We start from the raw sequence: 15508 nt of genomic DNA, 5'->3' as shown, positions 1-15508 counted from the left end.
ACTTATTTTTTGTTATTTAAAATAAAAGTATAGGAGAATTACCTGTGAATAACGGTATCCTACATCAAAACTACAATAGTAAAAAGTTTGATATTATTAAAATATCTTTAGCATCTCCAGAGGTCATTCGTTCATGGTCTCATGGTGAAGTTAAAAAACCAGAAACTATAAATTATAGAACATTCAAACCAGAGAGAGATGGATTATTCTGTGCTAAAATCTTTGGTCCAATAAAAGACTACGAATGTTTGTGTGGTAAGTATAAAAGACTTAAGCATCGTGGCGTAGTATGTGAGCGTTGTGGTGTTGAGGTAGAGCAGGCCAAAGTACGTAGAGAAAGAATGGGTCATATAGATTTAGTATGTCCAGTAGTACATATATGGTATCTAAAATCTTTGCCTTCTAGAATAGGTCTGTTTCTTGATATGCCATTAAAGAATGTTGAGAAGGTTCTATACTTTGAATCTTACATAGTTACAGATCCAGGCATGACTCCACTAGAGAAAAAACAGCTTCTTACTGATGATGAGTATGCTGAAGCTCTAGAGAACTATGGTTATGAGTTTGAAGCATCTATGGGTGCAGAAGCTATAAGAGACTTATTAGCAGATACCGATCTTGAAACTGAAATAGAGTCTTTACAAGCAGAATATGAAGAGAGTAAATCTACAGCTAAAAAAGAAAAAGCTATTAAGAGATTAAGACTTCTTGAAACTTTCCAAGCATCTGGAAATAAACCTGAGTGGATGGTAATGACTGTATTACCAGTTTTACCGCCAGATTTAAGACCATTAGTTCCAATTGAAGGTGGTAGATTTGCAACTTCTGATCTTAATGATTTGTATCGTAGAGTAATTAATAGAAACAATAGACTTAAAAAACTATTGGATTTAAGTGCTCCAGATATTATTGTTAGAAATGAAAAGAGAATGTTACAGGAAGCTGTAGATGCGTTACTAGATAACGGTAGACGTGGTAGGGCTGTAACAGGTTCAAATAAGCGTCCACTTAAGTCTCTTGCTGATATGATAAAAGGTAAGCAAGGACGTTTCCGTCAGAACTTACTTGGTAAACGTGTAGACTATTCTGGCCGTTCTGTAATTACGGTTGGTCCATCTCTAAGATTGCATGAGTGTGGTTTACCTAAAAAGATGGCATTAGAGCTATTTAAGCCTTTTGTATACTCTAAGTTAAGATTAGGTGGTTATGCAACAACTATCAAACAAGCTAAGAGAATGGTTGAGCTTGAAGAAGCTGTTGTATGGGATATCTTAGAAGTTGTTATTAATGAGCATCCTGTATTACTAAACCGTGCTCCAACACTTCATAGACTTGGTATTCAGGCATTCGAACCTAGGCTAATCGAAGGTAAAGCGATACAGCTACATCCTTTGGTTTGTGCGGCATTTAACGCCGATTTCGATGGTGACCAAATGGCTGTACACGTACCATTAACTGTAGAGTCTCAATTAGAAGCTAGAGTATTAATGATGTCTACAAACAACATCTTATCTCCAGCATCTGGTCAGCCGATTATCACTCCTACTCAAGATATTGTACTAGGTTTGTACTACATTACTAGAGAGAAAGAGGGCGCTCGTGGTGAAGGTAAATTATTCTCAAACTATGATGACGTTAGTAGAGCATATAACTCTGGCAGTATAGATATCCATGCTAAAATTAAGCTTAGAATAGATAGACAAGTTTTTGATACTAAAGGCAATACTTATAATGAGAAGGGGGTTGTAAATACTACTGTTGGTAGAGCACTACTTCTTAATATATTACCAGAAGGTTTGTCATTCTCATTATTAAATAAAGTACTTGTTAAGAAAGAAATTTCTAAGATTATTAATCAAGCATTTAGAGTGCTAGGTGGTAAGGCGACTGTAGTTTTAGCAGATAAACTGATGTATGCAGGTTTTAAATATTCGACATTATCAGGCGTTTCTGTAGGTGTTGATGATATGACAATACCTAAAAATAAAGAAGCTAAAGTAGAAGAAGCAGAAAAAGAAATTAAGCATATTACGGAGCAGTATCAGTCTTCATTAATTACAGAGAATGAAAGATATAATAATATCATCAATATTTGGAGCAAAACTTCGGATGAGGTTGGTGCTTCGATGATGGATGCGATTTCAAAAGATACTGTAATGGTAAATGGTGAGAATAGAGAAATCGAATCATTTAACTCTGTATATATGATGGCAAAATCAGGTGCTAGGGGTTCTTATAACCAGATGAGACAGCTTGCAGGTATGCGTGGTCTAATGGCTAAGCCAGATGGAACGATGATTGAAACTGCTATTACCGCAAACTTTAGAGAAGGCTTGTCAGTATTGCAGTACTTTACATCTACTCACGGTGCTCGTAAAGGTCTAGCAGATACAGCATTAAAGACAGCTAACGCTGGTTACCTAACTCGTAGACTTGTGGATGTTGCCCAAGATTTAGTTGTTATCGAAGAAGATTGTGGTACTGATGATGGTTTAATGTTTTCAGCTATTGTTGAAGATGGCGAAGTTAAAGTTCCTTTAGTAGAGAGAGCTTTAGGTAGAACATTAGCTGCTGATGTTGTGACTGAAAAGGGAGTTGTTCTATTAGAAGCAGGTACTCTACTTGATGAAAATCTTGTTGAGATACTTGACGATAATGGTATTGACATGATCAAGGTTAGATCTCCAATTACATGTAAAACTCGTAGAGGCTTATGTGCTAAATGTTATGGTCGTGACCTTGCTCGTGAAAGAAAAGTCAATGTCGGTGAGTCTGTTGGTGTAATTGCTGCTCAGTCAATTGGTGAGCCAGGTACACAGCTTACGATGAGAACATTCCATACTGGTGGTGCGGCATCATTAGGTATTACAGTATCTGATATTAAAGTTAAGACCGCTGGTAAGATTAAGTTCAAAAACATCAGAACAGTTACAAATAAAGATGGTCAAAATATAGTTATATCAAGAGCTGGTGAAATTATAGTTTCTGATACTATGGGCCGTGTTAGAGAGCAACATAAAATCCCTATGGGCGCAGTTGTTCCTTTAGCAAGTGGCAAGGGTGTTGAGATTGGCGATGTTATTGCTACTTGGGATCCGCATGCTCAGCCGTTAATTACAGATGTTGCTGGTAAAGTTGTTTTAGAAGACGTTATTGATGGTATTACATCAAAGCATACATATGATGATTTAACTGGTCAGCAAACTATTGAGATAACTTCAATATCTCAAAGAACAACCTCTAAGAACTTAAAGCCAGTTGTTAAAGTTGTTGATGAAAAAGGCAATGAGCTTAAATCAATTTCATTAGCTGTAGGTGCTGTATTGAACGTTACTGATGATTCAGTATTAGAGGTTGGTGATGTTGTTGCTAAGATTCCTTTAGAAGGATCTAAGAATAAGGATATTACAGGTGGTCTTCCAAGAGTTGCTGAACTTTTTGAGGCTAGACGACCTAAAGATGCTGCAATATTATCACCTTGTGATGGTATGGTTAGATTGGGTAATAGAGATACTAAAGAAAAGCAAAGGATTGAAATCTTGGATAAGAGCGGTCATATTGCTGAAGAGATGCTATTGCCTAAATCTAGACATCTAGTAGTTTTTGATGGTGAACAGGTATCTAAAGGCGACGTGTTAGCCGATGGTCCTACTGATCCACATGATCTTCTTAAGTATAAAGGCTTAGAAGCGTTTGCTGACTATATCTTGATTGAAGCTCAGTCTGTATATCGTATGCAAGGTGTTGTAATTAACGATAAGCATATTGAAACAATCGTTAGACAGATGTTAAGAAAAGCAACAATTCTTGATGAAGGTGATAGTAAGTTTGTCAAAGATGAAAGTATTGAATTAGTAAGAATACTTGAAGAAAATGATAGACTAGCTAAAGAAGGTAAGAGATTGGTTGAGTATGAGTTTACTCTAATGGGTATTACTAGATCATCTTTATCTACGGAGTCATTCTTGTCTGCAGCATCGTTCCAAGAAACGACTAGAGTATTAACTGCGGCTTCGATACATTCTCAAGTTGATCAATTAAGAGGACTTAAAGAAAACGTTCTTATTGGTAGACTAATACCTACAGGTACAGGTTTGGCGGTTAGAAAAGAGTCTAATAAAATTGAGAAGATGAGAGAAGAGCTAGGTGTAGAAGATAATATGATATTCACAGAAGCATCATCATTTAACTCTGAAGACACTCTCTTTGAGAATCAAATTGAAAAAGAAGATAAAGATATTAATGATGATATTGAAGAGTCATTAAGAAATGCTTTGGAATCTTTAGATTTCTGATTATTATTTGTATCAAGGTATTGCATATTTATAAATGCAATATCAAAGAGCTTTCTAAAATATCTCTCAAATTAAGTTTTATAATTTCAAAAAAATTAACTATAATATTGTCAATATATCTTATTTAAGAATGTAGCTAATGTTTAGTACAATTAAAAAACTGTTTTGGCAAATACTATTTGGTTTAGCAATTATTGTAATTGTTTTTTTATCTATATTGAATACTGATAATGTCAGTTTTGATTACATATTTGGTAGTACAACATTGCCTCTTATGATGCTTTTATCTATTGCTTTTGTGATTGGTTTGGTTGTGGGCTCATTTATAACTAAATTTATTCAGATCACAAAGACTAATGGTGCTGCTAAGAAATAATGCTTGTTTTAGGTATAGAAAGCTCCTGTGATGAAACTGGTTTGGCGATTTATGATTATTCATCTAAAACTCTTGTTGCAGATGTATTGTATAGTCAGATAGATTTGCATAAGAAATATGGTGGTGTAGTTCCAGAACTTGCATCACGTGAACATATTGCAAAATTAAATATTTTGACTAAAGAGCTACTCAGTAATGCTAACATCAATTTTAATGACTTAAGCTGCATTGCCTATACAGCTATGCCAGGACTGATTGGTGCACTAATGGTGGGGGCAACTTTTGCTAAAACATTAGGATTGATACATAATATTGATACAGTAGCCTTACATCATCTTGAAGGACATTTATTATCGCCTCTTTTAGATCAAAGTAGTGATATAAAATATCCATTCGTTGCATTACTGGTATCTGGTGGGCATACTCAATTATTCGAAGTTAGAGAGTTTGGTGAATACTCTTTGCTCGGAGAGTCTATTGATGATGCTGCCGGAGAAGCATTTGATAAAACAGCTAAACTTCTAGGGATGTCATACCCTGGTGGAGTCGAGGTAGCTAATCTTGCTGAAAAAGCTACAGATAAAAAAAAGTATGATCTGCCTAGACCAATGAAAAATAAGCCTAATTTGGATTTTAGTTTTAGCGGTCTAAAGACTGCTGTACTGAATACTTGGTATAGTGAAACAGATCAGTCATATGAAAATAAAGCAAATTTATGTTATGCATTTCAAGAAGCGGCTGTAGATGTTTTAGTAGCAAAGTGTGAAAAAGCCTTACAGAAGACAGGAAACAAAAGGTTGGTTATATCTGGTGGGGTTAGTGCGAATAAATTGCTACGCTCTAAGTTGGATGTACTGTCCAAGAATAAGGGTTATGAGATATTTTTCCCTCCGATGAAATACTGTACAGATAATGGTGCAATGATTGCTCTTGCTGGCGCTTATAGATATGCCAATAGTTTTAAGGATTCTAATTTAGAAATCAATGTTAAAGCTAGAGCTCAAATTTAAACGCGCTTAAATAGCTATCAAAAAAATCAGATACGTGTTATCATACTATTGTAGTTAATTTTCCCGTATCCACATCAAGTGGGTTAAATTCAAAAAAAGGTTAAAGGTTCTAAATGAATAATAATAATGAAATAATACATCAAACCATAGAAAAACAAGGCAGTATAGTTTGGAAGAGTGTCTTCGGATTATTACTTCTTCCGTTAGTTACAATTATTGCTGTACCGTGGTATGCGATGACTTATGGCTTCTCAACTTCAGACTATGTTTGTTTAATTGTTTTCTATGCACTTACAGGTGTTGGTATCACAATGGGCTATCATAGACTTTGGTCACATAAAACTTATAAGGCTAATAAGATAGTAAGTTATGCTCTTATGGTTTTTGGGACATCGGCTTTACAGAATAGTATAATTCAGTGGGCTTCAGATCATAGAAAGCACCATAAAGATGTTGATGATCCTGTAAAAGACCCTTATGCAGCGACTAGAGGTTTTTGGTTCTCACACTTTGGTTGGTTATTAAGACATAGTAGTCCTGATGTCCAAGAAATTAGAGGAGTTAATGATCTTCTAAAAGATAAGGCTGTGGTGTTCCAACATAATCATTATACTGTGTTAGCTATTTTAGCATGTTTTGGATTGCCTACATTAATAGGATTCATATTTGGATTCTTAACAGGCGGTACGTTAACAGCAGCTTGGCAGAGTGCTTTAGGTTTTCTAATTTTAGGTGGCTTACTTAGAGTTGTTTTAGTTCATCATGCAACTTTTTGTATTAACTCTTTAGCGCATACTATTGGAAAAAGACCATACTCTACAAAAAATACAGCGAGAGATAGTTGGATAACAGCTATAGTGACTGGTGGAGAAGGTTATCATAACTATCATCATGCTTTTGCTGGTGATTATAGAAATGGTATTAGATGGTTTGATCTTGATCCATCAAAATGGTTTATTGCTTGGTTAGCAAAAATAGGCTGGTGTTATGATCTTAAAACTACGCCTAAGCATTTGATTGAAATTGCAAAAGCGAAGGTTAAATTGGATGAAGCTCTAACTAAGAAAAATAAGACGTTTGACTTGGGTATTGAAGAGTTATATGCCAAGTTGGTTGCTAATGTGAAAAGTATGTATAGTGCTAAGCAAGAATACCTAAAAGCGAAGAAAGAAAATGTACTATCTAAAGCTGATATAAAAGAGATAAAATCTAAATATAAAGATTTAAAAATCGAATTTATTCAAGCGAAGAAAAAATATAACAAAGCTAGTACTATGGCATAGTCTAATAAACATTTCTCAAGCATTCTCTTTTCAAAGATTTTTTCTATAGTCTTTTCCAAAAGTAAGTTTAAAAAGTTATGTACTAAGAGTTGGTGAATTAGTTACTAAACTCGTTATTATCTATATACTTTTTAAAAGTAGTATTTGACTAACTAAATTATATATCTAAGCTTTTAACTCGACTAGCTATAGACACAATTTAATGAACACTACCAATTTAAATTTCAATGGTTATAATCTCCTGATTCTGAAACCTTACGAGACCTCTAAAAGTTTTATGTTGATAGTCTCTAATAAGCCAATTATATATCTTAATATAACTTTTTTCTTACTATCTTGTATTTTTCATTAGATTAAAAAATAGATACTAGAAATGTCGGAGTTTAGTGGCATATGAGTTTACATGATTATTCTCAATATTGTATAAATGATATATATGGTTAGCTATAAACTCTTAATAAAAAGACAGTCACTTTCACATTCACAAAGTATAGTCATATTATTGTAATAGATTTTAATAATATAGGTGGTTGATTTTATTGAAGTATAAAGAATGTAAAGAAGAAATTAGATCTTAGCGGCAGATTTAAGATTATCAGCCTTATCTATTTTTTCCCAAGTAAACTCTGGTAACTCGCGACCAAAATGACCATAGTTAGATGTTTTACGATAAATAGGTCTAAGTAGGTCAAGATTTTCGATGATCTTACCAACTCTAAGATCAAAAGTTTCTGCAACTAGTTGCTCAATTTTGCTATCAGAAATTTTACCTGTACCAAAAGTGTTGACCATTAAAGAAACAGGCTTTGCTACGCCAATTGCATAAGCAACTTGAACTTCACATTTATCGGCTAGCCCAGCATCAACAACATTCTTAGCGATATATCTACCCATATATGCACCAGAACGATCAACTTTTGATGGATCTTTTCCAGAGAATGCGCCTCCACCATGATGAGCAGCCCCACCATAAGTATCAACAATAATTTTTCTACCTGTAAGGCCACAATCTCCTTGAGGACCGCCTATTAAGAATACACCTGTTGGATTAATGTGATATTTTGTATTTTTTGTGATTAGTTCAGCAGGGATTACCTCTTTCACAATCTCTTCGATAACAGCATCGTGTAAATCTTTTTGAGATATTGATTCATTGTGTTGAGTAGATAAGACAATTGTATCAATAAACTTAGGTTTATCATTTTCATATGCTAAAGTTACTTGAGCTTTTGCATCTGGTCTTAACCATGCAAGTTTGCCTGATTTTCTATGCTCTGCTTGTTTTCTCATTAGTAAATGGGAGTAATAAATTGCAGAAGGCATCAAAGTCGGTGTTTCATTGGTGGCAAAACCAAACATTAATCCTTGATCACCTGCACCAAGATCTTCTAGTGAGCCACGATCAACGCCTTGGGCAATGTCACTAGATTGTTTACCAATAGCATTGATTACAGAACAAGTCCTACCATCAATACCTTTGTTTGCATTATCATATCCAGTTTCAACGATTACTTTTCTAACTAGCTCTTCAATATCAATCCAAGCAGAAGTTGTGATTTCTCCAGTGACTAATGCCATACCAGTTTTTACTAAAGTTTCACACGCAATACGAGCGTTTTTATCTTGTTTTAGGATTTCATCTAAGATGGCATCTGAAATTTGATCAGCTAGTTTGTCTGGATGTCCTTCTGAAACTGATTCGGATGTGAATAAATAATTTTTTGACATTTCGTTCTCCCTTTTAGTTTTGCTAAAAAGTCTCTAGAAAATTTTGAATAAAAATTTAGTAGAAACGCTTTAGCTTATTATTTAATGTCGCAAGCAAGTTGTTTGTTAAATTCAGCGACTTCGGGTATTATATATTATGTTTATGTGAAGTCAACTATTGACATTTTAGTTAAGAGACTTTAAAGTATTGCTATTAAATTTTTGCATAATTTTTGCTAGGTTTATGGCTGCTAAGCTTAGCTAATAAATTTTAATAATTAAAAAATTAAAATATAAAACCGGAGAATAAATAAATGGTAGTAATTCGTATGGCACGTGGTGGTGCTAAAAAGCGTCCTTTCTATAGAATCGTAGTTGCTGATAAAAGAAGTCCAAGAGATGGTAGATTTATCGAGAAACTAGGTTTCTTTAATCCTTTAGCTAAAGGTGGTGAAGAAAGATTAAAGCTTGATGTAGCTAAAGCTGAAGCTTGGCTTGCTAAAGGTGCTCAACCATCTGATAGAGTAGCTAGCTTAATCAAAGAAGCTAAAAAAGTTGCTTAATTCGTATTTATAGAATCAAATTATTTTTCTTTTATGTCACAAGATTTTGTGGAAATAGCTAAAATTGGTGCTACATATAAGCTTGATGGCGAGCTTAACTTGTATCCTTTAGCAAGTTCAATAGAAACACTTTTGAGTTATGGCGACTGGTATATCCAGTTACCGGCTAATAGTGCTTGGCAACCACTTAAAGATGAGAGTGTCTTAAGACGAGCTGATAAGCTGTATATTAAGCTTGCTAGTGTTAATGATGTAGAAACTGCAAAGAAGTATGTTAACTCTCTAATTGGAGTGCTAAAAGAAGCATTGCCAAAGGTTGATAACGACGAAGCTTATTTTACAGATTTAATTGGATGTACGATTGTAAATACAGCTAATGATTCATTTGGTAAAGTAATTGTGATTATTGAAACTGGTGCTAATGAAGTTTTAATTTGTAAGAAAGACTCTGATGAATATCTTATTCCTTATGTTAAGCAATATATTGTTAGTGAAGATCTTGATTTAAAAAAAATAGTTGTTGATTGGGAATACGATTATTAGTCAATTGCTTTGTGATTCAATATTTGTGTTTGTTTGTCTTAAGTACTAAAATTAGAGCTGTTTTAATTCTAGATTTAGAAAAATGAAATTTGGCATAATATCTATATTTCCTGAAATGTTTAAGGCGATAAATGATTTTGGGATTACTGCTAGGGCGATAAAAGACTCTAAGGTATCTATAAAATGCTTTAATCCTCGAGATTATACAACTGATAAGCATGCAACGGTAGATGATACCAGCTTTGGTGGTGGAGCCGGTATGGTTATGAAATATGAACCATTATCACAGGCAATCAAAGATGCAAAAAGTACTTTAGGTTATAATACAAAAGTAGTATACTTGTCACCTCAGGGTAGTGTGTTTAATCATAATAAGGCTCTTGAGCTTTTAGAAAATGATTCATTGATACTGCTTTGTGGTAGATATGAAGGGGTTGATGAGCGCTTGATCCAAGATTATGTTGATGAAGAGATTTCAGTCGGTGATTTTGTATTAAGTGGTGGTGAGCTCCCTGCTATGTTAGTTATGGATAGTCTGATAAGGCTATTGCCAGAGGTGTTAGGTAACAAGGATTCCATGATTGAGGATTCTTTTTATGATGGTCTTTTGGACTACCCGCATTATACAAAGCCAGCTGTTTTGCCTGATGGTAATGCGGTTCCAAGTGTTTTGTTATCTGGTAATCATAAGGAAATAGCAAAATGGAGGCGTAAACAGAAGTTGATAAGAACTTATGAACGTCGTAAAGATTTAATTGAGTGCCTATGCCTATCTGAAGAAGATAAGCAAATTATAAATGATTATAAAATAGATATGGTAAGCACAAAAGGAGAGAAAAATGAAAAATAAATTTGTTGAATTAGTAGAAAAGTCACAAATCAGAACAGATCTTCCAGAATTTAATCCAGGTGATTCGATCACTGTTAACCTATGGATTAAAGAAGGCGATAAGCAAAGAATTCAGGCTTTCAAAGGTTTCGTTCTTAGAAAAAGAAACAGAGGTCTTCACTCTGCTTTCACAGTAAGAAAAATGTCTTCAGGTATGGGTGTAGAGAGAACTTTCCAAACGCATTCACCTTTAATTGACAGTATCACTGTTGAGAAGAGAGCAGATGTACGTAGAGCTAAGCTATACTATATGAGAGGTCTTACTGGTAAGGCTGCTAGAATTAAAGAAAAAGTATAATTCTAGGAAAATCAAAAAGTGTCTACAGCTGTTGATGTTTTTCTTGATAATCTTTGGCTTGAGCATGGTTTAAGCCAAAATACTATTTCATCTTATCGTACAGATCTAAAGTTTTTACAAAGTTATTTCTCACAAGCAGAATTAATTAATCTCGATTTTGAGCAGTTATATGCTTTTATATCTTATCGTTCTAAGAATGGTTATAGTAGCCGATCTAATGCGCGTATGATATCTACATTACGTAAGTTCTATAATTGGCTTATATCGACAGGTCAAGTTACTACTAACCCTACTACAAAATTAACTTTGCCAAAGTTAGCTAAAAAGCTACCTAAGGATATGACAGAAACTGATGTCGAAAGACTACTTCAAGCTCCTGATTTAACAGATGATATTGGTATTCGTGATAAGACGATGCTAGAGCTTATGTATGCTACGGGTTTGAGAGTTAGTGAGTTAGTTGGTCTAAATACTCATGATATTGATTTGAATATCGGGATAATACAAGTAATGGGCAAGGGCTCAAAAGAGAGAATTGTACCCATTGGGGAATATGCGCTTGAATATTTACATAAGTATTTTGAAGAGTCGCGCGAATCTTTAGCTAAAAATTTTAAAGAGAAAGCCGTCTTCATTAGCAAACATTCAAAGAGAATAACTCGTCAATCTTTTTGGCATCGTATTAAGAGCTATGCACTTATTGCAGGCATAAACACAGATATATCCCCACATACTTTAAGACATGCTTTTGCAACACATTTGCTCAATCATGGTGCCGATCTTAGATCGGTTCAGTTGTTGTTAGGACATAGTAATGTATCAACAACAACTATTTATACACATATATCGCAAAATCGCTTACAAGAAATATACCAAAAACATCATCCAAGAGGTTAAAATTATTAGAGCTAGCGTTATTTGCTTAACTTAGAAGGTATATTAAAAGTGATATTAAAACTTAAAACTATAGTAAAAGCTAAGCCAGGAAAAAGGTTTTATTTATTGCACAGATATTCTCGTAAAAAATTATCAAATCCTCTTGTTTTATTAGTGTTTTTAATAATTTCAATTGTGGCTTTGATACTTGGTCTAATTATGATATTTACTCCAGGGCCAGGATTGTTTTTTTATAGGGTTAGCCTTGTTGCCATTTATTGCAATAAGTAAAAAACTTGCAAGATTACTTGATAAGTTAGAGATATACTTGCGTGAAAAAATCAAAAAGAAGAAATTTTAGAAGTTAATGTGAGTAAGTTTTCCTATTTAAGATATCATCAAGTTAATGAAACATAAAAGTATTATTGATATAATTAAAGGCAGTTCTTGAATTGTTTCCCTCTAAAAAATGGAGTTAAAATGAATATTCGTAGTGTTGATTATTATGCAGATAATGCAGCTGAAGAGTTTACAAAGTCTTTGAAAGAAACGGGTTTTGCGGTTTTAAAGACTCATCCTATTGACTGGAATCTTATCCAAACTGTTTATAATGAGTGGCAAGATTTTTTAAAGTCAGGTGATGCTGATAAATACTTATTTGATGTTGAAAATCAAGATGGATATTTTCCAAAGGATGTTTCTGAGGTTGCAAAGGGTGAAACAGTAAAAGACCTTAAGCACTTCTATCATTTATACTTTCCTAATGGTCGTTATCCTAAGGAGGTGAGTAGTGCAGCTAGAGAAATGTTTGAAAAAATGATGAAGCTTGGCGAGACACTTCTTGAATGGATAGATGAGCATATGGATCCAGCTGTTGCTAGTAAGCTACCACAACGATTAAGAGATACTGTTTCTTATGAGAGTACGTTGTTAAGAATATTACATTATCCTGCTATGAAAGGTGATGAAGAACCAGGGGCAGTAAGAGCCGCAGCTCATGAAGATATCAATTTAATTACATTGTTGCCAATCGCTTCTTCACCAGGTTTACAAGTTTTGTCACCAGTAACTAATAAATGGTATTATGTGCCATGTGATAGTGAGTCTCTAGTTATAAATATTGGTGACATGCTTCAAGAAATGACTAATGGTGAGTATATTGCAACTAAGCATAGAGTTGTAAAGCCAGAGGGTGAAATAAAGAATCTTGATCGAGTTTCAACACCATGCTTTATACACCCTAAGCCAGAAGTATATCTATCTGAAAAATATCCTCAAGCGGGAATATTTCTAGAAGAAAGATTGAAAGAGTTAGGTCTAAAATAAACGTATATATGACACAAGAACAAGTTATTTCTTATTATGAGGGTCAAGCTCATGAAGATGAGATAAGAAGTATTCTTGAAAAAGCTAAGCAAGTAATAGATGCTCAATCCTCATTAAAAAATCATGCCATAGTTCTTGATATCGATGAAACTTCATTGAGTCATTATTATCCTTTTAAAGAAGTAGGCTTTCCTCAACAGGAGAATCATCAAATTTGGGATGAACTACTTGCAAAAACTAGCGCATACCCAATCAAGGCTACCTTAGACTTCTATCTTTATTGTCTTACTAAAGGTCTTAAAATATTTTTCATAAGCGCGCGATTTGCTAAACACTTAGAAGCAACAAAGCAAGCATTGCATAATGCTGGTTATGTGGGTTTTGAAGATGTATTTGTTTTTCCAGATAACTTGACAGAATATGATTCCAAAGGTTTCAAAAATTTTAAGGCAGAGAGAAGGGCTTATATTGAATCTCTAGGATATAAAATACTTATCTCAATAGGAGATCAGTCATCTGATCTAGTCGGAGGGTATGCTCTCAATACCTTTCAGTTACCTAATTATCTATATGGAGAAAATTCTGTCTTTTAGTAAACTGATTTAGATTTAAATATTAAATAATTACCTATAAATATTAAAATAGCGCAAGCTATAAGAAGTAAAATACTTATGCTTTGATCGAATAATATAAATGCAAATAATGGCCCTCAAATAATATAAGTAATATTTAGTGACATTGCTAAAGTTACATTTGAGTACTTAAATGCTTGCATATATGCTAGATCTGCAATATAGCCAATAACACCAATAGCGGCTATAAGTAATAGCACATAAATACTAACTGTATCGATTATGATCCAAGTGAATGGTAAAAATATGATAATTGTAGATATCTTGCGTAGAAAAAGTAATGTATTTGCCGAGACATCAGCATTCAACACCATTTTGTAGATAACTCCTTCTAGTCCCCAAAAAATAGCTGCTAAAATTGCAAAGCAAAGACCTATAATACTATTTGTCTGATCAAATAATTCATTATATGCTGTTAGGGTAATACCAATTAAAACAATTATAAATCCTAATACCTTCAGAGGGGTTAAGCTTTCCTTAAGAAATATCCGCGCGCCTATCATTCCTACAGCAGGATAGCATGATGATATTATGATTGCTGTCCCAGTAGAGATATCTCTTGTCGAAAGCATATACATAGTCATCGCAAGTCCACCTAGAAGTGGAATGCAGCATATACTTATAATTTGCCAAAGCTTTAGGTCTTTAACTTTTTTTACAGATGATTTTGATATGACACTAACAGTTGCTGCAACTCCCAAATCATGTATTGATGTAAGCCACATTGAAACTAAAAAAGTCATTGTGAGAAGTGTATGAACTTGTCCTGCTAATGTATAGTCAAGACCCCAAAATATTCCTGATAGCGAGCCAAATAGAAAAGCTCGTTTTTTAAAATTCAAACTAAAAAAATCCTGAGAGTAAGAATAACTTATCTATACATTAGCTAATTGAACGAAATATTACAAGTATAGATGTCTATATAGCTTCAGGTTATCCGCTGATAGGCTCTTTTTGAGGCTCTATTAGTATTTCGTTTATGGCAACATTTTTAGGTTGATTCATTGCAAAAATTATTGTTTCAGCTATTTGTTGTGGCTGTATGAAATTATCTGAATCATCGCTAGCGTATTTTTTGACAGCCTCACTATCCGTAGACATATTTTGCAATGGAGTAGCAACATTACCTGGCTGAATATTGATAATTCTGACATCTTTATCAATTAACTCCAAACGAATGGCTCTAAGTGTATATTCCATAAAAGCTTTTGAACCCGAGTAAATCGCTAGACCTGGAAAGGCTTGCCTAGCAGCATCAGATGTTATGTTGATCAGCATGCCTTTATTTTTGATTAATGATGGTAGTACGGAGTATAAAAGATTAGTAAATCCTATGACATTAGTATTTATTGTAGTCATCCATTCTTGGTAATTTCTATTCTCTATACATTGATAATACATAACACCTGCACAGTTAATGACATAATAAAATTCACCAAAGTTAGCTATACTTTGGTTTGCTAGATTGTATTCTCAATGTTTATAGAGATACCAAAATGTACTTCATTAGGTGTCAAGTAATTTAAACATTTCTTAGGTCTATTATTCAAGTCTATCTGTAACTTTCTAATGTATTGATGAGATATATTGTTAAAGTTAGTACCTTTAGGTATAAATTGTCTGATATACCTATTCATGTTTTCATTAGTACCTCTTTGCCAAGGACTGTATGGATCAGCAAAGAATACTTTGATGCCAGTCTTGCTAGTT

14 protein-coding genes and 1 pseudogene are annotated in these 15508 nt (G+C 33.8%); 11 read left to right on the top strand and 4 right to left on the bottom strand.

The features are described 5' to 3' along the window. Positions 1 to 44: 44 nt before the first annotated feature. The 4 genes from rpoC (at position 45) to F8C69_RS00470 (ending at position 6964) form a co-directional block, all read left to right on the top strand. Positions 45 to 4295 (top strand): DNA-directed RNA polymerase subunit beta', encoded by a 4251-nt coding sequence (gene rpoC / locus F8C69_RS00485; protein WP_159183774.1) that lies wholly within the window; start codon positions 45 to 47, stop codon positions 4293 to 4295. 139 nt (positions 4296 to 4434) lie between these two features. Next, on the top strand, positions 4435 to 4671 hold the full coding sequence (locus F8C69_RS00480) for a lipopolysaccharide assembly protein LapA domain-containing protein (RefSeq protein WP_159183773.1): 237 nt from the start codon (positions 4435 to 4437) through the stop codon (positions 4669 to 4671). Continuing rightward, positions 4671 to 5681 carry a tRNA (adenosine(37)-N6)-threonylcarbamoyltransferase complex transferase subunit TsaD gene (tsaD, locus tag F8C69_RS00475; RefSeq protein ID WP_159183772.1) on the top strand — a complete coding sequence of 337 codons (1011 nt, stop codon included), beginning with the start codon at positions 4671 to 4673 and terminating at the stop codon, positions 5679 to 5681. The genes F8C69_RS00480 and tsaD overlap by 1 nt, the downstream gene beginning before the upstream one ends. A gap of 113 nt (positions 5682 to 5794) precedes the next feature. Next, a complete protein-coding gene (locus tag F8C69_RS00470; RefSeq protein ID WP_159183771.1) occupies positions 5795 to 6964 on the top strand; it encodes an acyl-CoA desaturase in 1170 nt (389 codons plus the stop codon). A gap of 567 nt (positions 6965 to 7531) precedes the next feature. Here F8C69_RS00470 and metK read toward each other — a convergent pair. Continuing rightward, positions 7532 to 8692, bottom strand: a complete 1161-nt coding sequence (gene metK / locus F8C69_RS00465) for a methionine adenosyltransferase (protein WP_159183770.1) — start codon at positions 8690 to 8692, stop codon at positions 7532 to 7534. Positions 8693 to 8985: 293 nt separating this feature from the next. Here metK and rpsP point away from each other — a divergent pair, with 293 nt between their 5' ends. The 7 genes from rpsP (at position 8986) to F8C69_RS00425 (ending at position 13759) form a co-directional block, all read left to right on the top strand. Then, complete coding sequence (rpsP, locus tag F8C69_RS00460; RefSeq protein ID WP_004287066.1) at positions 8986 to 9234, top strand: 30S ribosomal protein S16; 249 nt, start codon at positions 8986 to 8988, stop codon at positions 9232 to 9234. 33 nt (positions 9235 to 9267) lie between these two features. Next, on the top strand, positions 9268 to 9777 hold the full coding sequence (gene rimM, locus F8C69_RS00455; RefSeq protein WP_159183769.1) for a ribosome maturation factor RimM: 510 nt from the start codon (positions 9268 to 9270) through the stop codon (positions 9775 to 9777). Between the two features lie 82 nt (positions 9778 to 9859). Then, positions 9860 to 10627 carry a tRNA (guanosine(37)-N1)-methyltransferase TrmD gene (gene trmD, locus F8C69_RS00450; RefSeq protein WP_159183768.1) on the top strand — a complete coding sequence of 256 codons (768 nt, stop codon included), beginning with the start codon at positions 9860 to 9862 and terminating at the stop codon, positions 10625 to 10627. Continuing rightward, a complete protein-coding gene (gene rplS / locus F8C69_RS00445; protein ID WP_004287069.1) occupies positions 10617 to 10964 on the top strand; it encodes a 50S ribosomal protein L19 in 348 nt (115 codons plus the stop codon). Before trmD ends, rplS begins: the two co-directional genes overlap by 11 nt. Before the next feature lie 18 nt (positions 10965 to 10982). Further along, positions 10983 to 11861, top strand: a complete 879-nt coding sequence (xerD, locus tag F8C69_RS00440; RefSeq protein ID WP_159183767.1) for a site-specific tyrosine recombinase XerD — start codon at positions 10983 to 10985, stop codon at positions 11859 to 11861. 459 nt (positions 11862 to 12320) lie between these two features. Then, the gene (locus F8C69_RS00430; protein ID WP_159183766.1) at positions 12321 to 13166 is read left to right on the top strand and encodes a 2OG-Fe(II) oxygenase family protein; all 846 of its coding nucleotides are present in this window, start codon (positions 12321 to 12323) and stop codon (positions 13164 to 13166) included. An 8-nt stretch (positions 13167 to 13174) separates the two neighbouring features. After that, positions 13175 to 13759, top strand: a complete 585-nt coding sequence (locus F8C69_RS00425; protein ID WP_159183765.1) for an HAD family acid phosphatase — start codon at positions 13175 to 13177, stop codon at positions 13757 to 13759. On the opposite strand, the pseudogene F8C69_RS00420 reads toward F8C69_RS00425, so the two are convergent. From F8C69_RS00420 to F8C69_RS00410, 3 genes and pseudogenes are all read right to left on the bottom strand, one after another. After that, positions 13756 to 14640: pseudogene (locus tag F8C69_RS00420) on the bottom strand (DMT family transporter). The gene F8C69_RS00425 and the pseudogene F8C69_RS00420 sit on opposite strands and share 4 nt — an antisense overlap. Positions 14641 to 14731: 91 nt before the next feature. Next, positions 14732 to 15217 carry an SDR family oxidoreductase gene (locus F8C69_RS00415; RefSeq protein WP_236352294.1) on the bottom strand — a complete coding sequence of 162 codons (486 nt, stop codon included), beginning with the start codon at positions 15215 to 15217 and terminating at the stop codon, positions 14732 to 14734. Between the two features lie 41 nt (positions 15218 to 15258). Continuing rightward, on the bottom strand, positions 15259 to 15508 hold a 250-nt coding region (locus F8C69_RS00410), incomplete at its 5' end, for an IS30 family transposase (protein ID WP_159183763.1).

Source organism: Francisella noatunensis subsp. noatunensis (assembly GCF_009823375.1).
Classification (GTDB): domain Bacteria; phylum Pseudomonadota; class Gammaproteobacteria; order Francisellales; family Francisellaceae; genus Francisella; species Francisella noatunensis.
The sequence above is the reverse complement of the archived record's forward strand: the minus strand, read 5'-3'. Positions and strand labels throughout refer to the sequence as shown.

Excerpts from the sequence above, each read along its gene's own strand:
- F8C69_RS00480 (WP_159183773.1), top strand. The coding sequence starts at position 4,435 with ATGTTTAGTACAATTAAAAAACTGTTTTGGCAAATACTATTTGGTTTA.
- tsaD (WP_159183772.1), top strand. The coding sequence starts at position 4,671 with ATGCTTGTTTTAGGTATAGAAAGCTCCTGTGATGAAACTGGTTTGGCG.
- F8C69_RS00470 (WP_159183771.1), top strand. The coding sequence starts at position 5,795 with ATGAATAATAATAATGAAATAATACATCAAACCATAGAAAAACAAGGC.
- metK (WP_159183770.1), bottom strand. The coding sequence starts at position 8,692 with ATGTCAAAAAATTATTTATTCACATCCGAATCAGTTTCAGAAGGACAT.
- rpsP (WP_004287066.1), top strand. The coding sequence starts at position 8,986 with ATGGTAGTAATTCGTATGGCACGTGGTGGTGCTAAAAAGCGTCCTTTC.
- rimM (WP_159183769.1), top strand. The coding sequence starts at position 9,268 with ATGTCACAAGATTTTGTGGAAATAGCTAAAATTGGTGCTACATATAAG.
- trmD (WP_159183768.1), top strand. The coding sequence starts at position 9,860 with ATGAAATTTGGCATAATATCTATATTTCCTGAAATGTTTAAGGCGATA.
- rplS (WP_004287069.1), top strand. The coding sequence starts at position 10,617 with ATGAAAAATAAATTTGTTGAATTAGTAGAAAAGTCACAAATCAGAACA.
- F8C69_RS00430 (WP_159183766.1), top strand. The coding sequence starts at position 12,321 with ATGAATATTCGTAGTGTTGATTATTATGCAGATAATGCAGCTGAAGAG.
- F8C69_RS00425 (WP_159183765.1), top strand. The coding sequence starts at position 13,175 with ATGACACAAGAACAAGTTATTTCTTATTATGAGGGTCAAGCTCATGAA.